Raw genomic sequence first — 25,386 nt, forward strand, 5'->3', positions numbered from 1 at the left:
CCCTGTTCCTCCACGAGCTTCCCCCACGAACGACCTGCCATGCGACACATCACCGACGACATGATCGACGCCGTCCTCACGCCCGAGGATGCCCAGGCCGTGCTGCGCGACGCCTTCGCCCAGTTCGGCCAGCAACGCGCGGCGATGCAGTCGCGCGAACGCACCGATGCCGGCGGCGTCAAGCTGTCGACCCTGGGCGCGGTGATCCCCGACCAGGGCGTCGCCGGGGCCAAGGTCTACACGACGATCCAGGGTCGCTTCTCGTTCGTGATCCTGCTGTTCGCGACCGACGACGGCCGGCCGCTGGCCTCGTTCGATGCCGGGGCCATCACCCGCCTGCGCACCGCCGCCTGCTCGGTCATCGCGGCCCGCCACCTGGCGCGCCCCGACGCCTCGACGCTGGCGCTGTTCGGTGCCGGGGTGCAGGGCTGCGCCCATGCGCGCCAGCTGGCCCGGGCCTATCGGCTGCGCGAGATCCGCGTCTGCGACCCGCACGCCGCGCCTGGGCTGGCCGAGCGCCTGCAGCGCGACTGCGACGTGCCGGTGCGCCTGTGTGGCGCTGCCGAGGCGGTCGACGGCGCGGCCCTGGTGGTGACGGCCTCGCGCGCGACCACGCCGCTGTTCGCGGGCGACCAGCTGGCACCGGGAAGCTTCGTCGCGGCGATCGGTTCGAGCCTGCCGCACACCCGCGAGCTGGACGACCGCGCACTCGCGCGCGCCGGCCACATCGCCGTCGAGTGGCTGCCGCAGACACTGAAGGAAGCCGGCGACCTCGTGCTCGCGGACCCGGCCTTGCTGACGCCGGGCAAGCTCGTCGAGCTGGCCGCACTCGTCAACGGTGACGTGCCGGGGCGCCGCAGCGACGACGAGATCCACCTCTACAAGTCGGTCGGCGTCGGCCTGGAGGACGTGGCGCTGGCCGGACTGGCGTGGCGCCGGCTGGGTGTCGCCTGAACGGCGCGAGGGCGACGCGGCGAATGCTGGCGCGGGTCGCCTCAGGGCTCCATCTGCGCCGCGTTGTAGACGTGGCGCGTGGCCAGCAGCGAGGCCAGCTCGGCGTCGCCCCGGATGACCGCGCGCAGGATGGCCGCGTGCTCTTCCCAGTTCTGCTTGCCACGGTCGCGGTTGAGCGGCGCGAACAGCAGCGCGGTGCGGTCCCGCAGCGAATGCATGATCTCCTGCAGCACCGAGTTGGCGGCGATGTGGCCCAGCGCGTCGTGGAACTGCTGGTTGAACTTCATCAGCAGCACCGTGTCCTCGCTGTCGGCCAGGCGGGTGCCCTCGGCCAGGATGCGTTCGAGCTCGGCGATCTGGGCCGGATCGTGGCGCTTGGCGGCGAGCTTGGCGTTCAGGCCCTCGAGCGTCGCGCGGACCTCGACCAGCTCGTGGACCTGGCCGGGGTTGAACTGCGTGACCGTCGCGCCGCGGCGTGGCTCGATCGTCACCAGGCCCTCGGCCGAGAGCTGCCGCAGCGCCTCGCGCACCGGCATGCGCGAGACCCCCAGCTCCTCGGACAGCTTGCCCTCGACCAGCCGTTCGCCCGGGGGCAGCGCGCCGCTGACGATGCGCTCGCGCAGCGCGTCGGCCACGAGCTGGGTCAGGGGCGAGTGGCTCGCGCCCAGCGTTGGAAGCGGGCTGCTGGATGCCATCGGGGATCTCCTTGGGGTGTGTTGTCGTCGGCAACGGAACGCCGCGCGCCCCGTGCTCGAATTCTATTTTGGGATGCGAAATACAGAATGCTGAATCTCTTCCCCGCGACGGCGCCTGCGCCATCCCGTGTCGGCATCGGCCGGCCCGTCCTGCCGGCACACCGTGGAGGCCCGCGATGAACTGGCACGAGATCGCGCTCTGGCCCTGGCTGCCGGCCTACCTCGCACTCGGGGCGCTCGGCGGCTTCGCGGCCGGGCTGCTGGGCATCGGCGGCGGCATGCTGTTCGTGCCGCTGCTGACCTCGCTGTTCGAGTGGCAGGGCTTCCCGCCCGAGACCCTGGTGCACGTCGCCGTCGGCACCTCGCTGACGACCATCGTGTTCACCTCGGTGTCGAGCCTGCGCACCCACCATGCCAAGGGCAACGTCGACTGGGCCATCTTCCGCGGGCTGACGCCGGGCATCCTGCTGGGCGGCGTGATCGGTGGCCAGCTCGCACGCCACCTGGCGACGTCGACGCTGGCGATGATCTTCGCGGTCTTCGTGACCTACTCGGCCGTGCAGATGGCGCTGAACGCCCGCCCCAAGCCCAGCCGCGCACTGCCCGGCGCGCTCGGCCTGGGCGCGGTCGGCACGGCGATCAGCACCTTGTCGCAGCTGGTCGGTGCGGGCGGCGGCTTCCTGTCGGTGCCCTTCATGACCTGGTGCAACGTGCCCATCCACCGCGCCGTCGGCACCTCGGCCGCGCTGGGTTTCCCGATCGCGGTGGTCGGCACGCTGGCCTTCTGGCTGGGCGGCCAGGGTTCGGCCGCACTGCCACCCGCCAGCCTGGGCTACATCCACCTGCCGGCCCTGCTGGGGGTGCTGCTGCCGAGCATCGCGATGGCGCCGGTCGGCGCGCGGCTGGCCTCGCGGCTGCCGGTGGCCACGCTCAAGCGCGTGTTCGCGGGCTTCCTGCTGGTGCTGGCGGTCAAGATGCTGCAGTCGGCGCTGACGCATTGAGGCGCGCGGCAGGCCGCCCGCCTCAATCCCCCAGCTGCCGATCCAGCAGCGCGCCCAGGCCGGCGCCGACCAGCTGGGCCGCGACGAAGCCGGGCACGCTGGCGGGCGAGATGCCGGCGAAGCTGTCGCTGAACATCCGCCCGAAGGCCGCGGCCGGGTTGGCGAAGGACGTGGAGGCGGTGAACCAGTAGGCCGCGCCGATGTAGCAGGCCACGATCGCGGCGACCCGCGCGGGCGGTGCGCGCAGGATGACCAGCAGCAGGCCGGCGGTGGCGACCGCCTCGGCGACCCACTGGCCGGGACCGCTGCGGACCTTGGCCGAGAGCTGCAGCAGCGTCGCGTCGAACATCAGGTGGGCCAGCCAGGCGCCCAGCACCGCGCCGGTCAGCTGCGCCAGCACGTAGGGCAGCAGCTGCGACCGGGGCAGCGCGCCGCGCCAGGTCATCACCAGCGAGACCGCCGGGTTGAAGTGCGCGCCGCTGACCGGGCCGAACACCTCGATCAGCACGTAGAGGCCGCCGACGGTGGCCAGCGTGTTGGCCAGCAGCGCGAGCGCGACGTTTCCGCCCGACAGCCGCTCGGCCATGATCCCCGAGCCGATCACGACGGCCAGCAGCAGCGCGGTGCCGAGCAGCTCGGCCAGCAGGCGGCGACGGTGTGCGACGTCCATGTTCAGTTCCGGTAGGCGCCGACGAGGGCGGCCTGCAGCTCGGCGTCCGACATCGTCTCGACCGGCAGCGCCAGCAGCTGCAGCATGCGGTAGCCGATCGCCTGGCGGGTCAGCTCGAAGGCCTGGGCCTTCTGGTCCTCGGCGGCGTTCGACGGGTCCGGGTAGCCCCAGTGGACCTGCACCGGGCTGCCCGGCCACCACGGGCAGGCTTCGGCGGCGGCGCTGTCGCAGACGGTGATGACGATGCGCATCTGCGGCGCGCCGGGCGCGACGAACTCGTCCCAGGACTTGCTGCGGGTGCCGGCCGTGTCGATGCCGGCGGCGGCCAGCGCCTGGAGCGCATGCGGGTTGATGCGACCGCTGGGCGTGCTGCCGGCGCTGTGCGCCTGCACGTCCCGGCCGAGCTGGCGGGCCCAGTGGTTGAGCATGCATTCGCTCAGCACGCTGCGGGCCGAGTTGTGGGTGCAGAGGATGAGGACGTGGGTGGTCATGGCGGGGATCCAGGGCGTGGCGGTTTGAAGGACGTTCAGCAGTCGCACGGCGGCGCAGCCAGCTCGCAGGGCCGGCCCTCGCAGCAGTTGGCGCTCAGGAAGGCGAGCAGGCCGTTCATGCGCTCGAACGAGGCGCGGTAGACGAGGTTGCGGCCGTCGCGGGTCTGGCTCACCAGCTCGGCCTGCAGCAGTTCCTTCAGGTGAAAGGACATGGTCGCCGGCGTGATGCCCAGCCGTTCGGCCAGCACGCCCGGCGTCAGGCCGTCATGCCCGGCCACGACCAGGGCGCGAAACGCCTTCAGCCGGTGAACCTGGGAGAGCGCCCCGAGCGCGCGGGCAACCGATGCATCGTCCATCGCTTCGATGATCAAGGAAATGTTTGAATGTTAGATGACAGCCGACGCCGCGTGCCACTTGGCGACGCGACACGAGGCGTATCGGGACGGGCAGGAACGTCGGGCGGCTGACGGCGTCAGCGCGGCGAGGTCGCGCCGGGCGCCAGCGGTGGCAGGCCGAGCTGCGCGCGGGCCCGGGCATGGCCGTTGGCGGCAGCCCGGCGGATCCAGACGCTGGCGAGCAGGTGGTCCTTCTCGACGCCGCGGCCCTCGCGGAACATGGCGGCGATCGCGAACTGCGCGTCCGGGTCGCCCTGGTGGGCGGCGCGCTCGTAGAGGCTCGCGGCCAGCGACTCGTCCTTCGGCACGCCCTGGCCGGTCTCGTGCAGACGCGCCAGGCGCGTGCGCGCGCCGCGGTCGCCCTGGTCGGCCAGGCCCTGCAGCAGGGCGACGGCCTCGCCCGGCTGGCCGGCGGCGATCCGCGCGTCGGCCTGCTGCAGCACGGTGGCGGGCTCGGCCGCCACGGTCTGCGCCCGGGCCGGCCCGATGGCCAACAGCGCCAGGCCAAGCAGCGCCAGGCCAAGCAGCGTCATGCCGATCCAGGTGCGGAACAGCGGCGGGAGGTCGTCGGAACGGGTCATGTCGGGGCTCAGGCAGGTGGATCAGCCGGTCGGGAGTGTGTCCCGGGAAGCCTCGCACGCACAACGGACCTTGGCGCCGGGCTGCGGCCGCGCCGCGCCGCGCGTGGGGAAGTCACGCGCGGCGCGGCATGCTTCAACGCGGCTGCAACACCTGCAGCGTGAGGCGGAGCGCGCGTTCATGCACCTCGTCATACGGCAGCCGGGCGACAGGAGCGGCACCCCCTGGCGTTCCCGTTCCCGGACCCGTCACCGGACCCGCGTGACCCCAGCCCGCACGTTCCCGCCAGACCGACAGCGCGGACGCCGGCCGCAGCAGCAGCGTGCCGTCGGCCCGGCCCAGCGCCACGCCCACCAGCACGCCCGACAGGTCGAAGACCGGCCCGCCGACCAGTGCCTGGGGGTCGACCAGGCCCAGCGGGCGCCGGCCCTGGGCGTCGGGCAGGCCGAGGAAGACCTGGTTGAGCCAGGGCCAGGCCGGCTCGCCGTCGGGGCTCGGTCCGTGCAGCACCGACAGCGCCGGCGAGCCCGGGAAGGGATCGCGGGCCGCGAGCTGGAGGGCCGGCGGTGGCGGCAGCGGCGGGTCCAGCCTGAACCGGCGCAGCACGGGCGCGTCGTCGTCGAGCGGCCAGCCGCGCACGGTGCGTCCCAGGCCATCGCGCAGCCAGACCGGCTGGTCGGCCAGCAGGCGATCGGCCGGCAGCAGCGCCTGCGCGCCGTCGCCCAGCAGCAGCGCCGAGGCGACCGCCTGCACCGGCCGGTCGGGCACGACCCCGGTGGACAGCGGCGCTAGCCGGTGCGGCAGCTCGCGCATGCCCGCGCCCAGGGCCGGATGCGGCTGGTCGATGCGCTCGCGCACCGCCTGCAGCAAGGCGGCATCGGGATGGCGCTGCAGCGCCGCGTCGACCCGCTGGCGCGCGGCCGCACGCTGACCGCCCAGGGCCAGCAACCAGCCGTAGACGGCGCTGCCGGCGACGTCCTGGCGGTGCACGCCAGCGGTGTGGGCGCTGAAGGTGGTGGCACGACGCAGCTCGCCGTCCTGCATCTGGCTGCGCACGATGCCCAGCTCGATGTCGGCGCTGTGCTCGCGCAGCGCCAGCGCCTCCCAGGCGGCCAGCGCGCCGGGCGCGTCGCCGGCGCGCAGCAGGTCCTCGGCGGCAGCGAACCGCTCGGCCCGCTGGGCCGGTGTCCAGGCAAAGAACGGCAGCGCGGCGGGGGCGGGCAGCGCGCCGTCGCTGGCGGTGGCGGTGGCCGAGCCAAGGCCCAGCAGCGTCGCCATGAAAAAAGCCGCCGGGGCGGACCCGGCGGCATGTCGAACCCGCCCCGTTGCCGGGGCGGCGGCCGTCGAGCGGCTCTTGTGCGGGTCCTCCGCGATCACGGCAGGCGGGTGATCCTGGGCTTCTGCAGCGACGTGGCGGTCGGGTCGTAGGCCGAGGTCGCCGGCAGGCGGAAGCTGGCCAGGTAGGCGGTCAGGGCGTCGATGTCCTGGGCGCCGCCAAGGGCCTGGGTACCGCCCAGCAGGGTGGTGAAGCCGTCGCCGCCGGTGGCCAGGAAGTTGTTGACCGTGACGCGGAAGGTGCGGGTCGCATCGACCACGACGCCGGCGGCATCGACGAACTGCGTCACCAGCGTGCCGTTGGCATCGACGAGGCGGACGTCGCTGATGCGGCTGTCGCAGGCGGCTGCGCTGTTCCAGGTGTACTTGAAGCCCGCCGACGGGATCAGGATGCGCTGCGTGCCCTGGCCACGGCAGCCGACGAACTGCTGCTCCAGCAGGTCCTTGATCTGCTGCGCGCTCAGCGTCAGCGTGACCAGCGAGTTGCCGAAGGGCTGGACGGTGAAGGCCTCGCCATAGGTGACGTTGCCATCGCCTTCGCCGGCCGTGCTGGACGGGAAGGTGAAGCCCGGGTTGCGCACGCCGCCCGGGTTCATGAAGGCGATGACGGCTTCACCGAAGCCGACCGGCGCGGTGGCGGCCAGCTGCGAGTCGGCGATCAGTTCGCCGGCGGGCATGTTGCCGGCTGGATCGGCGGCGTTGGGCAGCGCGGTGGTGATCGAGCCGATGACCTGGTTGGCGATCGGCGCGACCAGGCCGTTGTAGGCGGTCACGAGGTTCGTCACCTCGGGCTTCGCGGCGACGGCGGCGATCAGCTCCGGATCGGTGCGGTCGACCAGGCGGTTCGTCGCGGTCACGGCGACGATGTCGCGCTTGACCGGGTCGATGGTCAGGTCCACGTCGGTCAGCACGCGGCCGAAGGCGCTCGAGCTGGTCACCGGGATCAGGCGGCCGGCGGCGTTGGGCAGGCCGGTCGGGCGCGGCGTGACGACGACCGGGCTGGTGGCCGAGGCGCGCACGGCATCGACCGTGCCGGCCGAGCAGTTGTAGGCCGCGTGGGTGTGGCCGCTGACGACGAGGTCGACCTCGTTGTCCAGGCGGGCGACGACCTTGGCGATCTCCGAGTTGGCGAGGTTGCCGTCGCAGCCGTTGATGTCCGACAGGCCGGCGCTCTGGAAGCCGCCCTGGTGGACCAGCACGACGATCGCGCGAACGCCTTCGCGGCGCAGCTTCGGGATCAGCGCATTGACGGTGTCGGCCTCGTCCTGGAAGGTCAGGCCGGCGACGCCCGACGGCGTCACGATGGTCGGCGTGGCGGCCAGCGTCATGCCGATGAAGGCCACCTTGACGTCCTTGAACTCGCGCAGGCCGTAGGCGCGCAGCAGCGGCTTGCCGGTCGCGTTGTTGATCACGTTGGCCGACAGCCACTTGAACTTCGCGCCCTCGAACGGCACGGGGGTGCCGACGGTGGCGCCCTTGCAGCTGTTCGGGTCCTGCAGGCCGTCGACGATCTTGCAGCCGCCCTTCTGCAGGCGCAGCAGCTCGGCGGCGCCCTTGTCGAACTCGTGGTTGCCCACGGCGCTGAAGTCCATGCCGATGCGGTTGAGCGTCTCGACCGCCGGTTCGTCGTGGAACAGGGCCGACACCAGCGGCGTGGCACCGATGAAGTCACCCGCGCCGACGACGACGTGGAGCGGGTTCAGCGCCTTGCGGCGGGCCACCTCGGCGGCCAGGAAGTCCGCACCACCGACGGCGGGGCGCAGTGCGGCCGGCACGGCGGTGTTGACACCGAAGGTACCGGGCGACAGCAGGTTGCCGTGGTAGTCGTTGAAGCCCAGCAGCTTGACCTGGAAGGGCATGCGCTCGGCGCGGTCGTTCTTGTTCTTGTCCTGGGCCTGGGCGCCGGTGACCGCGAAGGCGGCCAGCAGGCACGCGAGCAGCGTGTGGCGTTGGAACATGGATCTCTCCGGTGGGGCAGTGGGCAGGCGGGCAGGCGGGCGATACCGCATGGTGTTCACGCCGCGTGACGTCCCCGTGACCTGCCCTGGCCCCTCCTTCGTGACTTGCTGAACGGCCGACCGGGCCGTTCAGTCCTCGTCCTGCAGCAGCTGCGTGATCGAGCCCGGCGGGATCAGGCCCTTGGGCGAGTCCAGCCACGACCAGGCCCACCAGCCGAGCACGGCCACCAGCACCAGCACCGCCACGCCGCGCAGCGGGCGCTTGACCAGGTCCGGGCCGATGCCTTCGGTGCGGCCGGTCAGCATCGGCATCGCGAGGTTGCGGCCGCGCAGCCAGCTGCCCAGCGCGATCAGCACAAGGTGGGCCAGCACCAGCACCAGCACGCCGTTGCCGAAGAACTCGTGCACGCCTTCGAGCCACTCGCCGCCGATGTCGTTGTAGACCGTCCAGCCGCTGGCGGTGAGCGGCACGATGAAGGCCATCAAGGCCAGCAGCGCGGCCGCCAGCGCCAGGTTCTGGCCCTGCTGCCAGTGGCTGCGCGGGACCTGGGTCGGGTCAGCGCTGGCCAGCGTCTGGCGGACCCAGGCCGGCACGCCGGCGAGCTTGCGCACCAGCGGCGCCAGCCGCGCATGACGCGGCCCCATCAGGCCCCACAGCACGCGGGCCACCAGCAGCCCGGCCATGGTGTAGCCCAGCGTGACGTGCAGCGCGCGCAGCTTCTCGCCTTCGGACGTCAGGTAGGCGCCCAGGAAGCTGAGCGCGAACAGCGCGTGGAACATGCGCGTCGGCGCATCGGTGACGAGCCGCTGGCGCAGCGTGCGGGCGGCGGCCGGCGCGGGACGGGTCGAGGTCGAGGTCGAGGTCGAGGGCGAGGTCGAGGGCGAGGTGAGGGTCGAGGTCATGGTGTTCGTGCTCCAGGCGATGTCGGTCGAGTGGCTCAGCGCGGGATGCGCACCGAGTCCTCGTCGTAGTCGCCGCGATCGGCGCCCTGGTGGCAGGCGGCGCAGTTGGCGGGGCTCTTGACGGAGGCACGCTTCCAGATGTCGGCGCGGACCTCGTCGTGCTTGCGCTCGAACCAGGCCGAGCGCGTGATGCGGTCCTCCGGCGGCTCGGCGCGGGCGCGCTTGCCGGTGCCGGCCTCGCGCTGCAGCCAGGCGGCGATCTCGGCGGTGGTCTTCGGGTCCAGCGCGGCGTCGCTGCCGTAGTGCTTGTCGAGCCGGCCCATCAGCCGGGCCCAGGAGCCGGCCGGCAGCAGCGCCGGCGGATAGGCGATGTGGCAGGCGGCGCACTCGGCGTCGTAGGCCTTCAGCGGCGTGCGCGGCAGCAGGTTGCCGTCGGCACGGGCCGCACCCGACAGGGTGCTCAGGGCGCCCAGGGCGATCAGCGCGGCCAGCGCAGCGGTGTTCAGGGGCTTCATGGCGGGGCTCACTTCAGGCTGACCAGGTAGGCCATCACGTCGGCCTTCTCGGCGGCCGTGCATTCGCGCGAGAGCACGTCCTTGCAGTTGCGCTTGAACCACTTGTCGGCCTTGGCGACGTCGGTGAAGCGCTCCGGGTTCTTCGCCGGCGCCAGCGGCTGGATCGGCTTGCCGGTGCTGGCGTGCTTGCCGGGCGCGACCGGCGGCTTGCCGTGGCAGCTGGCGCAGGACCATTCGCCGCCGTGCGTGGCGTTGAAGAAGGCCTCGCCGCGGGCGGCCTGGCCGGGCGTGCCGGCGGCCTGGTTCCAGCGCGCCAGCTCGGCGGCCGGGCTGGTGTCGCCGGCATGGGCGACGCTGCTCAGGCCGGCGGCCAGGCACAGGCTGGCAAGCCAGACGCCGCCGGTGCGGCCAAGGGTGCGGGTGATCTGCATGGGGTTGCTCCAGGGCAGGCTGCATGAGCCGTTGGGACGCATGATCGAAAGGCCGCGCTGTACGCTCCCTGAAGGCAGCATTCATGCGAGATTCATCGCCTGCTGCGCAGCATCGGTGCCCCATGTTCCTGACCGCCCGCCCACTGCTCCACCCTCTGCTCCACCCACTGCCACGCCCTCTGCTCCGTCCCCGACAGCCGCCGCGCGGGCGGGTCCATGGGCGGGTCCACCTGTGCGCCGTGCTGCTCGGGTCCGTGCTGCTCGCGTCCGTGCCGACCGGGCCGGCGCGGGCCGACGAGGACCACGACCGCGCCCGTGCCGCCGTCGCCAGTGGCCAGGTGCTGCCGCTGCGCAAGGTGCTCGAGGCGCTGGAGCGCCAGCAGCCCGCCGGCCAGCCCGCGCCCCAGGTGCTGGAGGTCGAGCTGGAGGAGCGGCGCGGCCGCTGGCACTACGAGATCAAGCTGCTGCAGCCCGACGGCCGCGTGACCAAGCTCCGCCTCGACGCGCGCACCGCCGAGCCCCTGCGCGACAGCCGCGAGCGCTGATGCGCCCGGTCGCCAGACATCGCCGGACCGGCCCCACCATGACCCGAACCGACACGAGCCCCGCGCCATGAAGATCCTGCTGGTCGAAGACGATCCCGCGCTGGCGCAGCAGCTGCGCGCCGCCCTGGCCGAGGCCGGCTACACGGTCGACCATGCCGCCGACGGCCGCGACGGCCAGCACCTCGGCGAGGTCGAACCCTACGACGCCGCCGTGCTCGACCTCGGCCTGCCGCGCATCGACGGCCTGAGCGTGCTGCGCCACTGGCGCGGCGCCGGCCGCACGCTGCCGGTGCTGATCCTGACCGCACGCGACCACTGGAACGACAAGGTCGCCGGCATCGACGCCGGCGCCGACGACTACCTCTCCAAGCCCTTCCACATGGAAGAGCTGCTGGCCCGCGTGCGCGCGCTGATCCGACGCGCCAACGGCCTGGCCAGCCCGACGCTGCACTGCGGCCCGGTGGCGCTCGACACCCGCAGCGGCCGCGTCACCGTCGACGGCCTGGCCGTCACGCTGACCAGCCACGAGTACAAGCTGCTGGCCTACCTGATGCACCGGGTCGGCCAGGTGGTCTCGCGCACCGAGCTGACCGAGCACCTCTACGCACAGGACAGCGACCGGGACTCCAACACCATCGAGGTCTTCATCGGCCGGCTGCGCAAGAAGCTGCCGGCGGGCCTGATCGAGACCGTGCGCGGGCTCGGCTACCGGCTGGAGGCCGGTCCGGGCGCGGCGCCGTGATCGCACGGCTGCGCCGGCTGTTGCAGGAGTCCCTGCGCGACTCGCTGCGCTGGCGCCTGCTGGCGCTGACGCTGGCGGGCATCTGCGTGGCGCTGCTGCTGGCCGGCTGGGGCCTGTCGGCGCTGTTCACCCGCCATGTCGAACGCCAGACCGAGGCGATGCTGCGGCTGCAGCTCGACCAGCTCACCGCCCACGTCGAACGGGCCGCTGACGGCAGCCCTCAGGTCGACGCCACCGCGCTGATCGACCCGCGCTGGCGGCGGCCTTCCAGCGGGCTGTACTGGCAGATCGACACGCCGGCGCGGCGCGGCGCGCTGCGCTCGCGCTCGCTCTGGGACAGCGCGCTGGCCCTGCCCGGCGAGCCGCCGGCAGCGGGCGAGCTGCACGTCCACCGCATCAGCGGCCCCTACGAGCCGGCGCTGATCGTGCTGGAGCGGGTCGTCGTGCCACCCGATGCGGTGTCACCCGATGGGGCGTCCCCCGCGCTGACCTTGCCCGCGAGGGCGCAGCCCTCGTGGCGGCTCGCCGTCGCGGTCGACGCGGCCGAGGTCGAGGCCGCCACCCGGCCCTTCATCGGCAGCCTGGCGGCCTCGCTGGCGGTGCTGGGCCTGCTGCTGACGCTGGCCGCGCTGGCCCAGGTCCGGCTGGGGCTGGCGCCGCTGCGCGGCCTGCAACGTGCGCTGGCCGAGCTGCGCGACGGCCGCCAGCCGCGCCTGTCGCCGCCGTCGACCGGCGCGGCCTTCCCGGCCGAGATCCGGCCGCTGATCGACGACTTCAACCAGGTGCTCGAACGCCAGTCCCAGTGGATCGCGCGGGCCCGCAGCCAGGCCGGCAACCTGGCCCACGCGGTCAAGACGCCGCTGGCCGTGCTGGCCAACCAGGCCGCGCCGCATGCCCAGGCGGACGGCGCGCTGGGCGAGCTGGCGCGCGGCGTGGCCGAGCAGGTCGAGACCGCGCGCCGCCAGGTCGACTGGCACCTGGCCCGCGCCCGCAGCGCCGCGCTGGCCGGCCGCAGCGGGCTGCGCACGCCGGTCGCGCCGCTGGTCGACGCGCTGGTGCGGGTCATGGACAAGGTCCACCAGGACCGCGGCCTGCACATCGAGTGGGACGGCGACCCGCCCGAGCTGGCCTTCCTGGGCGAGCAGCAGGACCTGCAGGAGCTGCTCGGCAACCTGATCGACAACGCCTGCAAGTGGGCCCGGCGCCGCGTCCAGGTCGACGCCGCCTGGGAGCCCGGCGACGCGGCAGCCGGCCACGCCACCGGCCGGCTGCGCCTGCGCGTCGACGACGACGGCCCCGGACTCGATGCGGCGCAGCGCGAGGCGGTGCTGCAGCGCGGCGTGCGCGCCGACGAGCAGGTGCCCGGCCACGGCCTCGGCCTGGCGATCGTGCGCGAATCGGTCGCCCTGCACGGCGGCGACCTGCGCCTGTCGATCGGCCCGCTCGGCGGCCTGCGGGTGGAGGTCTGGTTGCCCGGCGCGGTGGACCCGGCGGGGAGCGGTCCGGACGGCGGGCTGCGATAGGCTCGCGCCTCGCCGCCCCGCCCGTTCCCCGAAAGCCCCCCGTGCGCCTCCAGCTCCTCTCCGACCTGCACCTCGAGTCCGATCCGGGCTACCAGCCCCCGCATGCGCCGGGGGCGGATGTGCTGGTGCTGGCGGGCGATGTCGGGTCGTACCAGGCGGGATCGAAGCTGGCCGGCGACGACTTCGGCCTGGCGCGCTTCTCGCCGCTGCGGGGCGGGCCGTGGCGGCGGGTGGTCTACCTGCCGGGCAACCATGAATACGACGAGCTGCCGCTGCTGGCCACGCGCGAGCGGCTGCATCGGCTGTGCGACGAGCTGGGCCTGGTCTGGCTGGACCGGGAGGTGCTGACGCTCGACGGCGTGCGCTTCATCGGCTGCACGCTGTGGACCGACTTCGAGGCGCTGGCCGCCGCCGAGACCGCCGCGCCGCCCCGCAAGGGCGCACACCTGCGCGGGCCGGCCGGCGCCGCGCACAGCCTGGCGGTGCGGCAGGACAAGCAGCGCGAGAAGGCGCTGCGGGCGGCCGACTTCTGGCTGCGTCGCCACACCACCCGCGATGCCGACGGCCAGCCCATGCTGGCGGCCGCGCTGCGCGAGCTGGGTCGCGCCGACCAGGCCTGGCTGCGCGAGGCGCTGGCCGCGCCGCGTCCGGCCGGCCAGCCCACCGTCGTCGTCACGCACTTCGCGCCCAGCCTGCGCTGCGCCGATCCACGCTACGGCCTGGTGCCGGGCACGGCCGGCTTCTGCAACGCGCTGGACGAGCTGCTGCCGCAGGCCGACCTGTGGCTGCACGGGCACCTGCATTGCCCGATCGACTTCGTCGCCGAAGGCCCGCGGCCGGACGGCTCGACCGGCCACTGCCGGGTCGTCGCCAACCCGCTCGGCTACCCGACCAAGGGCGAGCGCGACGGCCACCGGCCGACCCTGCTGATCGACGTCCCCGGCCACCCGGCGCAGGGCATCCCGGCGGGCTGAAGGGCCGATCGCAACGGGATAATCCGGCCGTTGCCACCTCACGCACGGCCGCTTGCGGCCGCACCGCCATGACCGCTTCCGTCACCCTCTCGATGATTTCCTCGATGGCCACGCGCGCCCTGCTGGCCGACCTGGTCGCGCGCTTCGAGCGCGACACCGGCCACCGCGTCGACAGCGTCGCGGTCGGCGGCGTGGACGCGGCCAAGCGGGTGCGGGCCGGCGAGGTCTTCGACGTCGTCGCGCTCGCGTCCAACGCCATCGACGGCCTGATCGCCGACGGACACCTGGCCGCGCCGCGCGTCGACCTGGTCCATTCCGGCGTCGCCGTGGCGGTGCGCGAGGGCGCGCCGCAGCCGGACCTGTCCAGCGAAGCGGCGGTGCGCGCCGCCGTCGCGGCGGCGCGCACGATCGGCTACTCGACGGGACCCAGCGGCGTGCAGCTGGCGAAGCTGTTCGAGCGCTGGGGCCTGGCCGAATCGCTGCAATCGCGCATCGTCACCCCGCCGCCGGGCGTGCCGGTCGGCTCGCTGGTCGCCAGCGGCGAGGTCGAGCTGGGCTTCCAGCAACTGAGCGAGCTGATGTCCCTGCCTGGCATCACCGTGCTGGGCGCCCTGCCGGCCGAGATCCAGATCGTCACCACCTTCTCGGCCGCCGTCTCCGCCCGGTCCGCCCAGCCCGAAGCCGCACAGGCCCTGCTCGCCTTCCTCGCCTCGCCCGACACCGCCGCCGACAAGCGCCGCCACGGCATGGACCCGGCCTGAGCGGCGAGGGGCAGACATGTCCCGTGGGCCGAGCGCCGGGCCGCCCCAAGCCGGCCCACATCCCCCCGGGGGATCGACCGGCGTACCCGCCGGGCGAGGGGCAGACATGTCCCGTGGGCCGAGCGCCGGGCCGCCCCAAGCCGGCCCACATCCCCCCGGGGGATCGACCGGCGTACCCGCCGGACGAGGGGCACCAAGTACTTTCAGGTTACAGCCCGGTCCGACCCGCTCCCCGTTCATGGACGCCGTGGCTAGGATGGTTCGACTGCCCCTCTCCCGGAGACACACCCGATGAACCCGCGCAAGATCCTGGTCGCCCAAGGGGGCGGCCCCACCGCCGTCATCAACCAGTCGCTCGTCGGCGTGGTGCTGGAGGCGCGCCGCCACCGGGGCGTCGAGTTCGTCTACGGCGCGCGCCATGGCGTGCGCGGCATCGTCAACGAGGACCTGGTCGACCTGACGCAGGAGACCAGCCACAACCTCGAACTGGTCGCCGCGACGCCGGCCGCCGCGCTGGGCTCGACCCGCGACAAGCCCGACCTGGCCTACTGCCAGGAGATCTTCAAGGTCCTGCAGGCGCACGAGATCGGCCAGTTCTACTACGTCGGCGGCAACGACTCGTCCGACACGGTGCGCATCGTCAGCGAGCAGGCCCAGGCCGCCAACTACGCGCTGCGCTGCATCCACATCCCGAAGACGATCGACAACGACCTGGTCGGCAACGACCACACGCCCGGCTTCCCGAGCGCCGCACGCTTCGTCGCCCAGGCCTTCGCCGGTGCCAACCTCGACAACGCGGCCCTGCCGGGTGTCTACGTCGGCGTCGTGATGGGCCGCCACGCCGGCTTCCTGACAGCGGCCTCGGCGCTGGGCAAGAAGTTTGCCGACGACGGCCCGCACCTGATCTACCTGCCCGAGCGCACCTTCGAGGTCGACCGGTTCCTGGCCGACGTGAAGGCCACCCACGAGCGCTACGGCCGCTGCGTGATCGCCGTCAGCGAAGGCATCCACGACGCCAGCGGCCAGCCCATCATCACCACGCTGGCCAAGGAGCTGGAGCGCGATGCGCACGGCAACGTGCAGCTGTCGGGCACCGGCGCGCTGGCCGACCTGCTGTGCGAGGAGATCAAGGCGAAGCTGGGCATCAAGCGCGTGCGCGGCGACACCTTCGGCTACCTCCAGCGCAGCTTCATCGGCTGCGTCTCGGACGTCGACCAGCGCGAGGCCCGCGAGGTCGGCGAGAAGGCCGTCCAGTACGCCATGTGGGGCCACCGCGATGGCTCGGTGGCGATCAAGCGCAGCGGCTACTACGCGGCCGACTACGAGCTGCTGCCGCTGGAGGCGGTGGCCGGCAAGACCCGCACGATGGAGGACGCGTTCATCTCGGCCAGCGGCACCGACGTCACCGACGCCTTCCGCCTCTACCTGCGCCCGCTGCTCGGCTCGGGCATGCCCGACGCCTTCCGGCTGCGGCCCAACCCGGTCGCGAAGGTGCTCAGGCGCTGAGCGACCCGCCACCGGCCCGCAGCTCGTCAAAACTGCACAGGCGACCGGCGATGGCGCTGGCCGCGACCGTGGCCGGGCTGGCCAGCCAGACCTGGCCAGGCCCTGAACGGCCGGGGAAGTTGCGGTTGATCGCGCTGACCGTGACCTGGCCCGGCTCGGTCGAGGCGCCGGGGCCGCAGTTGGCGCAGGCGCCGCAGGCCGGGTGCAGCAGCTCGGCACCGACCGCCTCGAAGGCCGCCAGCTGGCCCTCGCGCACGCAGTGGGCATGCACGTCGGCCGTGCCGAACTGCAGGTAGAGCCGCACGCCCGGCGCGACCTTCAGGCCGCGCTGCGCGGCCCAGGACAGCACCGCGTGGTACTGGTCGAAGTCCTCGCGCTTGCCGGCCGTGCAGCTGCCGCCGTAGGCGATGTCGATGCGCGGGCGCTGCGCGGCCGGCAGTCCGGCCAGCGGCAGGCCCAGGCCCGGGTCGCCGGGACGCGCGACCATGGGCGTGACCTGCGCGGCATCCAGCCGGATGACCTCGGCATAGGCCGCGCCGTCATCGCTGCGCATCCAGGGTTCGATCACCAGCACCGTGCCGCGCCGCTCGCGCACGAAGCGCACGGTTTCCGCGTCGGGCTCGACCAGGCCGGTCAGGCCGCCCAGCTCGGCGGTCATGTTGGTGAGCGTGGCGCGCTCGTCCGTGCCGAGCGCGCGCACCGCCTCGCCGCCGAACTCGAAGACCCGGCCGACACCCGCACCGGCGCGGATCGCCGGCTGCGCCAGCAGCTGCAGCACCAGGTCCTTGGCGACCACGCCGGGCCGCAGCCGACCGCTGACCTCGATGCGCAGCACCTGCGGCATCACCAGCCGCGCGCTGCCGGTCAGGAAGGCATTGGCCATGTCCGTGCTGCCCACGCCGATGGCCACGCAGCCGAGCGCGCCGCTGTGCGGCGTGTGCGAGTCGGTGCCGATGATGAGCTGGCCGGGCAGGGCCTCGCGCTCGGCCACCATCGCATGCGAGATGCCCTGCGAGCCAGTGTTGCCGGCATCGCCGGCTTCCAGCGCCTGCAGGTAGCCGTGGTCACGCAGGCCGTGGCGGGCGACAAAGGCCCGGTGGGCGCGCGACAGCCCGGCCGCGCCGCCGACCAGGCCCTGGGCCAGGTGCACCGGGCTGGCGTGCACGTAGCTCAGGTGGTCCTCGTAGCAGACGATGCGGGCCGGGTCGTGCAGCCGCACGCCGTCACCGTGCTGGCTGCGCAGCAGGTGGTCGACCATGCCGGTGTAGTACTCGTGGATGAAGCGCAGGTCGGTGGCGACGAAGGCCGCCTCGCCTGGCCGCAGCGGCCGTGTCGGGGCGCTGCCGTCGGCGGCCTTCAGGCGGTGCCGCTCGACGATCTTCTCGAACAGGGTCTGCGGACCCGATGCCGGCACCGGGCGGTCCACCCGCACCGCGCCGGCCAGGTGGCGCGCGCCCCAGGCGAGCAGCCCGCCGGCCCGCAGGATCGCGGCCGACAGCGGGTCGCGGCCGGCCAGCAGCTCGTCCAGCGTCAGGGCCTCACCGCGCCGGATGCGCCCGACCAGGCCGAGGTCGGTCGAGGTCAGCAGCCCGACGTTGTCCGCGTTCTGCCGGTAGATGCGCTCGAAGCTGCGCGCGATCACCAGCCGCACCCCGGCCGACCGTTCGGCCACCACCGCATGCTCGCGCGAGCTGCCCTTGCCGTAGCGCTCGCCCGCGACGATCACCTCGATGCCGGCGCGCCGGATCGCGTCGACGCCGATCGGCCGCTCGCCCTGCACCGTGTAGCCGGTCAGCGGATGGCGACCCAGCGCCGCGTCGAAGTTCGTCATCGCCGGCAGCGGGATGATCTCGTCGGTCGAGACCTCGTCGCGCAGCGGCCCGATGTCCTCGGGCGCCAGCACCTCCCCGGCCAGCTGGCGCCGCACCCGCTGCGGATCGGTCGACAGCAGCAGCAGCCGCGTCAGCATCAGGGTCCCATCCGATGCCATCACTGCGCCTCGATGCCCGCCTTCTTGACCAGCTTGGCGTACTTCGCCAGCTCGTCCTTGAAGAACTGCTGGGCCCGCTCCGGGCTGCTGACGTTGATCACGTTGCCCTGCCGGGCCATGGCCTCGGCGACGCCGGGATCGGCGAAGGCGGTGACGACGGCGGCGTGGATGCGCCGGACCTCGGCCGGCGGCAGGCCCTTGGGGCCGAGCACCGCGAACCAGGCCTCGACCACGTAGCCGGGCAGGCCCTGCTCGACGAAGGTCGGGATCTCCGGCGCGGCGGCCACGCGCTGCTGCGTGCCCATGCCGATGGCGCGCAGCGCACCGGTCCTGAGGTGCTGCTGCACGCTGGGCAGCGCAGCGGTGGCGAAATCGACCTGGCCGCCGATCAGGTCGTTGAGCATCGGCCCGACGCCCTTGTAGGGGATGTGGCGGGCCTTCACGCCGGCCTCGTCGACGAACATCGCCGAGGCCAGGTGCAGGATGGTCCCGTTGCCGCCGGAGGCGTAGTTGGCCTCGCCGTTGCGGCTCTTCAGCCAGGCGACGAACTCCTTGGCGTTGCTCGCGGGCACCTTCGGGTTCACGACCAGCACGATCGGCGTGTAGCCGACCACCGCGATCGGCACCACATCGGTGTTGAGGTCGAAGGGCAGCTGCTGGATGACGCTCGGGAAGATCACCACGTTGTTGGACACCACCCCCAGCGTGTAGCCGTCCGGCGCGGCGCGGGCCAGCGTCTGCACGCCCAGCACGCCGCCGGCGCCGGGCTGGTTCTCGACCGTCACCGGATGGCCCAGCGCCTTGGCCAGCGCCGGCTGCGCGGTGCGGGTGATGGTGTCCACGCCGGAGGAGACCGCGTTGGGCAGCACGATGCGCAGGGTCTTCTCGCCGGCGACCTGGGCCCGGGCCGGGTGGGCCGCCAGGGACAGGGCACCGGCGGCCAGCAGGCCCAGCAGGGCGTGGCGACGGGTGCGGTGGGCGGGCAGGTGTCGGTTCATGGTGTGTCTCCTGTTGGGTCTTGTGGGTGGGATCGGTCTCGGAAAGTCGGAGGGCGCGGCGCGCCGGGTCGGTCCTCAGCCGACCCGGCCGCAGGCGATCAGCGCGTCGATGTCGCCGTCGGCATAGCCGATGCTCGCCAGCAGCTCGCGGGTGTGCGCGCCCAGGCGCGGCGGGTCCAGCCGCACGCCCAGGCGCTGGCCGTCCAGGGTGATCGGGAACAGCGTGGTCTTGACGGTCTCGCCGGCCTTGTCGCCGTCGGCCAGGCGGATGTCGGCCAGCCCGCCGGTGGCCAGCAGGTGCGGGTCGTCGAACAGGTCCTCGGGCCGGCGGATCGGCGCGTAGGGCAGGCCGGCGGCCTCCATCGCCGCGCTCAGCTCGTCGGCGCGGCGCGTGGCCAGGCGCTCGCGCAGGATCGGCAGCAGCGTCGGCCGGGCCTGCACCCGCAGGTTGTTGGTGGCCCAGGCCGGCTCGTCCTTCAGGTCGGCCAGGCCCAGCGCATCGCAGAAGGTGGACCACTGCGCGTCGCTGACGGCGGCCAGGAAGATCTGCTCGCCATCGGCCACGGTGAAGACGTCGTAGATCGCCCAGGGGCTGATGCGCGCGGGCATCGGCGCGGCCGGCTGGCCGGTCACCGCGTACTGCAGCATGTGCTGGCCGACCAGGAAGATGTTGTTCTCGAACAGCGCGCTCTGCACCGCCATGCCGCGGCCGGTGATGCCGCGCTGGACCAGCGCGCCCAGCACCGCGATGGCGCCGAACAGGCCGCCCATGATGTCGTTGACGCTGGTGCCCGCGCGCAGCGGATCGCCCGGCCGGCCGGTCATGTAGGCCAGCCCGCCCATCATCTGCACGACCTCGTCGAGCGCGGTGCGGTGCTCGTAGGGACCGGGCAGGAAGCCCTTGTGGCTGGCGTAGATCAGGCGCGGGTTGACGGCCGACAGGCTGGCATGGTCCAGGCCGTACTTGGCCATGGTGCCGGGCTTGAAGTTCTCGACCACCACGTCGGCGCTGGCGGCCAGGCGACGCGCGACCTCGGCGCCTTCGGGCACGTGCAGGTCGATCGCGATGCTCTTCTTGTTGCGGTTGAACATCGGGAAGAAGCCCGCGCCCGCGCCCAGCAGGCGGCGGGTGTTCTCGCCGCCGGGCGGCTCGATCTTGATGACCTCGGCGCCCAGGTCGGCCAGCACCATGCCGCAGGTCGGGCCCATGACCATGTGGGTGAACTCGACCACGCGCAGGCCGGCCAGCGGCTGCGGCGGCTGGTGCGGCGACAGGGCGTCGGTCTCGGCCGGAGGCCGGGGGAAGGCGGTCGGATCGGACATGGCGTGGGGTCGGGGGCGAAGGGCTGGGGTGTGCGGACCCGGTGGCGGGGTCGCCGGCCGGCTCAGGTCCGTGCGACGAGCCTGGGCGGCAGGCCCGCGCGCCAGATGCTGCCATGCAGCGGCTCGCCGTCCAGCCAGCCGGCGATGCGCGTGCGCAGCGCCAGCAGCGCCGGCAGGTCCAGGCCGGTGGCCACGCCCATGCTGGCGAACAGGTAGGCGAGGTCCTCGGTGGCGACGTTGCCGCTCGCGCCCGGTGCATGCGGGCAGCCGCCGATGCCCGCCCCGCTGGCGTCGAAGCGGCGCACGCCGCAGAGCCAGGCCGCATGCGCGTTGGCCAGGCCCAGGCCGCGGGTGTCGTGGAAATGGGCGCAGGAAAGCCGCTCGCCGACCCGGGCGCGGACGCGCTCGAACAGGCGCATGACCTGGCGCGGATCGGCATGACCCACCGTGTCGGCCAGGCCGACCCGCTCGGCACCGGCGTCCAGCGCGGCCTCGACCAGGCGCAGCACCTCGTCCTCGTCGACCTCGCCCTGCAGCGTGCAGCCGAAGGCGGTGCTGAGGCCGACCTCGATCAGGCAGCGCGATCCGGCCGCGTCACGGGCGGCCCGGATGCGGCCGACCTCGGCCACCGCCTCGTCGGGCGTGCGGCGCAGGTTGGCCAGGCTGTGGGCATGGCTGGCCGACAGCGGCTGGCGGCGCGTTCGGCGGCCCCGAGACGCGCCTCGGTCGCGCGTGCGTCAGTCGCGCGTGCGTCAGTCGCGCGTGCCTCAGTCGCGCGTGCCGGTGCGGCGGGTCGTCTCGGCCGCCTTGACCTGGGCGACCAGGCGGCGGTCACGGCCGACGAAGGGCAGCGACTGGCTGCGGCGGTCGTGGGTCTCGACCACCTGCAGCGCGGTCGGCGCGACCGGCGCGGCCGGCAGATCGTCGGCACTGACCGGCAGGGTCGGCAGCTCGGAGCTGTGCATGCCCGCGTCGCTGCGGGCTGCCGGACGCCCGGCGCGCTGGAGCGGATGCCACCAGGGCCGGTGCGTGCTCGGGAAGAAGGCACCGATCGCGGCTTGCGTCAGCGCCATGGCGACGCAGCTCAGCAGGGTCAGGATGAGGAGTTGGGTCATGTCCGGTGTCTCGTCTGTGAAGTCGGCTGGGGGTCGGCTGGGGGTCGGCAGGGGAAGGTGCGACCCGCCGCGGCTGCACCGACCACGCTGCGATGACCTCGTCGGTGCCAGCCCTTCCACCAGACCCGTTTATCGGTCCGGGTGTCCGACCCTAAAGGGGAAATCAGCGAGGAGACAGCGGCGCTGTTTCAGCGCAGGACGTCGGGCAGCTCGATCTTGACCTCCAGCACCTCCAGGTTGTCCTGGCGCTCGAGGTGGACCTTGATGTCCTCGGGCTGGATCGAGACGTACTTGGAGATCACCGCGACCAGCTCGCGCTGCAGCGCGGGCAGGTAGTCCGGACGGCTGGCGCCGCGGCCGGCGCGTTCGTGCGCCAGGATGATCTGCAGGCGCTCCTTGGCGACGCTGGCGGTGGCCTTCTTCTCGCCGAGCAGGAAGGAAAGAAGACTCATCGCATCACCTCCCGCCGAACATGCGCTTGAAGAAGCCGGGCTTGACGGCCTCGATGAAGCGCATCGGCCGGTCCTCGCCCAGGAAGCGCGCGACGACGTCCTTGTAGGCCTCGGACACGTCGCTGCCCTTCAGGTGGATCGCCGGCAGGCCCTGGTTGGACGCCTCCAGCACCTGCTGCGATTCCGGCACCACGCCGATCAGCGGGATGCGCAGGATGTCGTGGATGTCCTCCAGCGACAGCATGTGGCCGCCCTGCACGCGGTTCGGGTCGTAGCGGGTGATCAGCAGGTGCTCGCGCACGGGCTCGCGGCCCTCGATCGCGCGGCGGGTCTTGGACGAGAGGATGCCGAGGATGCGGTCCGAGTCGCGCACCGAGGAGACCTCGGGGTTGGTCACCACCAGCGCCTCGTCGGCGTAGTGCATGGCCATCAGCGCGCCGGTCTCGATGCCGGCCGGCGAGTCGCAGACGATGTAGTCGAAGCCCATCTCGGCCAGGTCGATCAGCACGCGCTCGACGCCCGCCTGGGTCAGCGCGTCCTTGTCGCGCGTCTGGCTGGCGGCCAGCACGAACAGGTTGTCGCACTGCTTGTCCTTGATCAGCGCCTGGTTGAGGTTGGCTTCCTCGTGGATCACGTTGATGAGGTCATAGACCACGCGACGCTCGCAACCCATGATCAGGTCGAGGTTGCGCAGGCCGACGTCGAAGTCGATCACCACGGTCTTGTGGCCCGCCAGCGCGAGCCCGGAGGCGAAGCTGGCGCTGGTCGTGGTCTTGCCCACGCCGCCCTTGCCGGAGGTGACGACGATGATCTTGGCCATCGGGTGGGATCCTTTCAGTGGGTTCAGTGGGTTCGGTCGGTGAAGGCAGCGTGCCGGCTTCGGCAGGACATCAGCGCTGCTTCAGGGGTTCGACGATGAGGCGTTCGCCGTCGAGCCGCACCTGGGCCGGACGGCCCTGCAGGTCGGCCCCCAGCGGCGTCTCGAAGGTGCGCCAGGTGCCGGCGATGGACACGAGCTGCGGTTCGAGGCAGGTGCTGAAGATGCGCGCGCCGGCGTCGCCCCGGGCCCCGGCAATGGCCCGGCCGCGCAGCGGCGCGTAGACGTGGATGCTGCCGTCGGCGATGACCTCGGCGCCGTGGCTGACCACCGCCAGCACGACCAGGTCACCGCCGCGCGCATAGACCCGCTGGCCCGAGCGCAGCGGGCGGTCGATCACCAGGGTCGTGGCAGGTGCGGTGGCGGGGCCCGCGTCGAGGGCTGCGGACCGTTGTTCTGGCGGTTCTTCGGGCGGTTCTTCGGGCACCGCCTCCACCACCGCCGCGGCGCGCGGCATGCCCGACTCGGCCGGCGCTTCGGCCAGGCCCAGTTCGCGGGCCCGGGCCTGCAGCTCGGCGCCGCCGCCACGGCAGGCGATCGGCAGCAGCCGGTGGCGTCGCAGCATCTCGACCAGCTCGGCCAGGTCCAGGCGGGCCGCGTCGTCAGCATCCAGCGGGCCCAGGTCCAGCAGCAGCGGATCGTGATCGAACAGGCCCGGCGCGTCGGCCGTCTGCAGGTCCAGTTCCCGGCGCAGGTCCGACAGGTCGGCGCTGCGCACGCACAGCGACGTGAGGGTCAGGACGGCGCTCTTGAGGTCAAGCAGCGCGGGTGCGGCGGGGGGGTGGCGGTGGGTGACGGCCATGGGGCCATTCGGGAGGGTCAGCTGGGGCCGGCGAAGTTTAGCCGTCGTGTCCTTGCAGGCTTTTCGCGCTCCGTCACGCCCGGACACCGCTTTCAGGGGCCGCAAGGGTTGTGGCTCAGGCATGACAGAAGGTGAGCACAAGCTAACTGGCGCCCTGCGCCGGTGACCGGGGTAAGGCCCGGACGCAAACCCGCGACGGTGGGGGTGGCCCTGCCGAAGATGCGAGCCATGCCGTGTCCAGGGGCCTGTTCCCGCTGCGGCTTTGAACCGATCCATCCGCCCGTCGCATCCCCGGAGACCCGCCATGACCCACCGCCCCACCCCCGTCGCCTGCCCCCGTCCTGCCCTTGCGGCACCGGACGCCCGCCGACCGATCGCCCGTCCGGCGCTCGGCCTGGCCACCCTGGCGCTGGCCGTCGCGATGCTGAGCGCCTGCGGCGGCGGCAACGACGGCGCGACCTACGGCAGCGCCGGAACGACCGGCTCCGGCACCGGCGCGGTCGCCCTGAGCGAAACCGCCCAGGGCCTGAGCGTGACGCTGCAGGACGGCTCGGCCATCGCCAGCGCGGCCGGCAGCGCGGCGGACGCCAGCACCACGCCGGCCAGCGGCGCCAGCCGCACGCTGCGCAGCGGCAAGGGCACCTCCGACATCGACAACGACAACGACAGCCACGACGACCGCGACGACAGCGCGATCCAGTGGACCAGCACGCAGTACACGCTGAGCGCGGCCATCGCCACCGGCCCGGGCGCCGGCACCTCGCTGACCGGGGCGCTGATGCTGCGCGGCGAGGTGCGCGCCGACGGCACCACCCGGCTGGAAGGCCGCTTCGTGCCGGCCATCGCGGCCAGCACCGTGCTGGCCGCGCGCATGAGCGACACGTCCGGCACGTCCGGCGCCACCAGCACGGCCCGCGAGGCCTACCGCAGCCAGGTTCGCGCGCTGAGCGGCCAGCTCGACCGCTCGATCCGCGCCAGCAGCGGCGATGCCCGGGCGACCCGCGCGGCCATCGCCACCTTCACCCGCGCGATGCGCGACGCCACCGAGGGGCTGCAGGGCGCCCTCGACGACAGCCTGTCGGATGCCGATGACGGCGCCCGCACGACCCGCAGCAGCCGCGGCGGCAAGGTCGAGGTGAGCGGCAGGATCAGCGCCACCGGCGCCGTCACGCTGCGCTTCTCGTGGACCGGCCACAGCATCGTCCTGACCGGCCAGCAGGCCACCGACGGCAGCCTTGCCGGCAGCTTCACCGACAGCCGCACCGGCGACGCCGGCACCTGGACAGCGGTCGCCCCGACGGGGACGCCGGCTCCCACCCCAGCGCCTGCTCCGGCGCCCGCGCCGACTCCCGCTCCGGCACCGGCTCCTGCCCCTGCTCCGGCACCTGCACCCGCGCCGGCCCCTGCTCCGGCCCCTGCTCCGGCTCCGGCTCCGGCTCCGGCTCCGGCTCCTGCTCCTGCGCCTGCTCCGGCACCTGCTCCGGCACCCGCCCCCGCCCCCGCCCCTGCGCCCGCTCCGGCACCGGCCCCTGTCGGCGACACCACGGTCGGTGGCACCAAGTTCGCCGCGACCTGTGCCGGCTGCCACGGCTCGGCGACCTCGTCACCGGTCCCCAAGGCCGCCACGCTGACCGGGCTGGAAGCCGCGCTCTTGTCCAAGTCGGCCCACAGCTTCTTCGCCAGCACCTTGACGGCGCAGGACAAGCTGAACCTGTCGGCCTACATCGCCAAGGCCAACGGCCTGTGAGATGGAGCCCCTCGTCCGGCGGGTACGCCGGACGATCCGGGCACAGCCCGCCTTGTATCTTTAAGCCTCGGACCGGCTCGGGCATCCCGAGCGGCCTCTGGGCC

General features: G+C 73.2%; 26 protein-coding genes and 1 pseudogene. 9 read left to right on the forward strand and 18 right to left on the reverse strand.

Annotated elements, in window-relative coordinates; translation table 11 throughout:
• Positions 1-39 precede the first annotated feature (39 nt).
• On the forward strand, positions 40-954 hold the full coding sequence (locus Q8X39_RS17535; protein WP_305750980.1) for an ornithine cyclodeaminase family protein: 915 nt from the start codon (positions 40-42) through the stop codon (positions 952-954).
• Positions 955-995: 41 nt separating this feature from the next.
• Here the strand turns inward: Q8X39_RS17535 and Q8X39_RS17540 are convergent, their stop codons facing one another.
• On the reverse strand, positions 996-1,649 hold the full coding sequence (locus Q8X39_RS17540; protein WP_305750981.1) for a GntR family transcriptional regulator: 654 nt from the start codon (positions 1,647-1,649) through the stop codon (positions 996-998).
• 176 nt (positions 1,650-1,825) lie between these two features.
• Between Q8X39_RS17540 and Q8X39_RS17545 the strand changes: the two genes are divergently transcribed.
• Complete coding sequence (locus Q8X39_RS17545) at positions 1,826-2,650, forward strand: sulfite exporter TauE/SafE family protein (RefSeq protein WP_305750982.1); 825 nt, start codon at positions 1,826-1,828, stop codon at positions 2,648-2,650.
• A 22-nt stretch (positions 2,651-2,672) separates the two neighbouring features.
• Here Q8X39_RS17545 and Q8X39_RS17550 read toward each other — a convergent pair whose 3' ends face one another.
• From Q8X39_RS17550 to Q8X39_RS17590, 9 genes are all read right to left on the reverse strand, one after another.
• The gene (locus tag Q8X39_RS17550) at positions 2,673-3,320 is read right to left on the reverse strand and encodes an aquaporin (protein WP_305750983.1); all 648 of its coding nucleotides are present in this window, start codon (positions 3,318-3,320) and stop codon (positions 2,673-2,675) included.
• 2 nt (positions 3,321-3,322) lie between these two features.
• Entirely contained in the window at positions 3,323-3,811 is a 489-nt protein-coding gene (locus tag Q8X39_RS17555) for an arsenate reductase ArsC (protein WP_305750984.1), read from the reverse strand.
• A gap of 35 nt (positions 3,812-3,846) precedes the next feature.
• Positions 3,847-4,167 carry an ArsR/SmtB family transcription factor gene (locus tag Q8X39_RS17560; RefSeq protein WP_305750985.1) on the reverse strand — a complete coding sequence of 107 codons (321 nt, stop codon included), beginning with the start codon at positions 4,165-4,167 and terminating at the stop codon, positions 3,847-3,849.
• A gap of 116 nt (positions 4,168-4,283) precedes the next feature.
• Positions 4,284-4,787, reverse strand: coding sequence for a tetratricopeptide repeat protein (locus Q8X39_RS17565; protein ID WP_305750986.1), 504 nt, complete (start codon positions 4,785-4,787; stop codon positions 4,284-4,286).
• A 133-nt stretch (positions 4,788-4,920) separates the two neighbouring features.
• The gene (locus tag Q8X39_RS17570) at positions 4,921-6,063 is read right to left on the reverse strand and encodes a hypothetical protein (protein ID WP_305750987.1); all 1,143 of its coding nucleotides are present in this window, start codon (positions 6,061-6,063) and stop codon (positions 4,921-4,923) included.
• 95 nt (positions 6,064-6,158) lie between these two features.
• Positions 6,159-8,078 carry a bifunctional metallophosphatase/5'-nucleotidase gene (locus Q8X39_RS17575; RefSeq protein WP_305750988.1) on the reverse strand — a complete coding sequence of 640 codons (1,920 nt, stop codon included), beginning with the start codon at positions 8,076-8,078 and terminating at the stop codon, positions 6,159-6,161.
• 129 nt (positions 8,079-8,207) lie between these two features.
• The gene (locus Q8X39_RS17580) at positions 8,208-8,981 is read right to left on the reverse strand and encodes a cytochrome b/b6 domain-containing protein (protein ID WP_305750989.1); all 774 of its coding nucleotides are present in this window, start codon (positions 8,979-8,981) and stop codon (positions 8,208-8,210) included.
• Between the two features lie 35 nt (positions 8,982-9,016).
• Positions 9,017-9,496, reverse strand: a complete 480-nt coding sequence (locus Q8X39_RS17585) for a diheme cytochrome c (RefSeq protein ID WP_305750990.1) — start codon at positions 9,494-9,496, stop codon at positions 9,017-9,019.
• Between the two features lie 8 nt (positions 9,497-9,504).
• Positions 9,505-9,927, reverse strand: coding sequence for a DUF1924 domain-containing protein (locus Q8X39_RS17590; RefSeq protein WP_305750991.1), 423 nt, complete (start codon positions 9,925-9,927; stop codon positions 9,505-9,507).
• Between the two features lie 239 nt (positions 9,928-10,166).
• Between Q8X39_RS17590 and Q8X39_RS17595 the strand changes: the two genes are divergently transcribed.
• The 6 genes from Q8X39_RS17595 (at position 10,167) to Q8X39_RS17620 (ending at position 15,978) form a co-directional block, all read left to right on the forward strand.
• On the forward strand, positions 10,167-10,472 hold the full coding sequence (locus Q8X39_RS17595; RefSeq protein WP_305750992.1) for a PepSY domain-containing protein: 306 nt from the start codon (positions 10,167-10,169) through the stop codon (positions 10,470-10,472).
• Between the two features lie 67 nt (positions 10,473-10,539).
• Positions 10,540-11,214 (forward strand): response regulator transcription factor, encoded by a 675-nt coding sequence (locus tag Q8X39_RS17600; RefSeq protein ID WP_305750993.1) that lies wholly within the window; start codon positions 10,540-10,542, stop codon positions 11,212-11,214.
• A complete protein-coding gene (locus Q8X39_RS17605) occupies positions 11,211-12,737 on the forward strand; it encodes an ATP-binding protein (protein ID WP_305750994.1) in 1,527 nt (508 codons plus the stop codon). Before Q8X39_RS17600 ends, Q8X39_RS17605 begins: the two co-directional genes overlap by 4 nt.
• Before the next feature lie 41 nt (positions 12,738-12,778).
• Entirely contained in the window at positions 12,779-13,711 is a 933-nt protein-coding gene (locus tag Q8X39_RS17610; protein WP_305750995.1) for a metallophosphoesterase family protein, read from the forward strand.
• Between the two features lie 68 nt (positions 13,712-13,779).
• Positions 13,780-14,472, forward strand: coding sequence for a substrate-binding domain-containing protein (locus Q8X39_RS17615; protein WP_305750996.1), 693 nt, complete (start codon positions 13,780-13,782; stop codon positions 14,470-14,472).
• Between the two features lie 291 nt (positions 14,473-14,763).
• Positions 14,764-15,978: a 6-phosphofructokinase gene (locus tag Q8X39_RS17620; protein ID WP_305750997.1), complete on the forward strand. Its 1,215-nt coding sequence runs from the start codon at positions 14,764-14,766 to the stop codon at positions 15,976-15,978.
• Here the strand turns inward: Q8X39_RS17620 and Q8X39_RS17625 are convergent.
• From Q8X39_RS17625 to minC, 8 genes and pseudogenes are all read right to left on the reverse strand, one after another.
• A complete protein-coding gene (locus Q8X39_RS17625; RefSeq protein WP_305750998.1) occupies positions 15,968-17,947 on the reverse strand; it encodes an aconitase family protein in 1,980 nt (659 codons plus the stop codon). The two genes, Q8X39_RS17620 and Q8X39_RS17625, sit on opposite strands and share 11 nt — an antisense overlap.
• A 20-nt stretch (positions 17,948-17,967) precedes the next feature.
• A complete protein-coding gene (locus Q8X39_RS17630; RefSeq protein WP_305750999.1) occupies positions 17,968-18,966 on the reverse strand; it encodes a Bug family tripartite tricarboxylate transporter substrate binding protein in 999 nt (332 codons plus the stop codon).
• A gap of 75 nt (positions 18,967-19,041) precedes the next feature.
• The gene (locus Q8X39_RS17635; protein WP_305751011.1) at positions 19,042-20,181 is read right to left on the reverse strand and encodes a CaiB/BaiF CoA transferase family protein; all 1,140 of its coding nucleotides are present in this window, start codon (positions 20,179-20,181) and stop codon (positions 19,042-19,044) included.
• Positions 20,182-20,351: 170 nt separating this feature from the next.
• Positions 20,352-20,978: pseudogene (locus Q8X39_RS17640) on the reverse strand (beta/alpha barrel domain-containing protein); the annotation flags it as partial.
• Between the two features lie 78 nt (positions 20,979-21,056).
• Positions 21,057-21,404, reverse strand: coding sequence for a hypothetical protein (locus tag Q8X39_RS17645; RefSeq protein ID WP_305751000.1), 348 nt, complete (start codon positions 21,402-21,404; stop codon positions 21,057-21,059).
• Between the two features lie 188 nt (positions 21,405-21,592).
• Positions 21,593-21,856, reverse strand: coding sequence for a cell division topological specificity factor MinE (gene minE / locus Q8X39_RS17650; protein WP_305751001.1), 264 nt, complete (start codon positions 21,854-21,856; stop codon positions 21,593-21,595).
• Between the two features lie 4 nt (positions 21,857-21,860).
• Positions 21,861-22,676, reverse strand: a complete 816-nt coding sequence (minD, locus tag Q8X39_RS17655) for a septum site-determining protein MinD (protein WP_305751002.1) — start codon at positions 22,674-22,676, stop codon at positions 21,861-21,863.
• Between the two features lie 70 nt (positions 22,677-22,746).
• Positions 22,747-23,535: a septum site-determining protein MinC gene (gene minC / locus Q8X39_RS17660; RefSeq protein WP_305751003.1), complete on the reverse strand. Its 789-nt coding sequence runs from the start codon at positions 23,533-23,535 to the stop codon at positions 22,747-22,749.
• Positions 23,536-23,839: 304 nt separating this feature from the next.
• Here minC and Q8X39_RS17665 point away from each other — a divergent pair, with 304 nt between their 5' ends.
• Positions 23,840-25,282, forward strand: a complete 1,443-nt coding sequence (locus Q8X39_RS17665) for a c-type cytochrome (protein ID WP_305751004.1) — start codon at positions 23,840-23,842, stop codon at positions 25,280-25,282.
• Positions 25,283-25,386 lie beyond the last annotated feature (104 nt).

Source organism: Leptothrix discophora (genome assembly GCF_030705305.1).
GTDB lineage: Bacteria > Pseudomonadota > Gammaproteobacteria > Burkholderiales > Burkholderiaceae_C > Sphaerotilus > Sphaerotilus discophorus.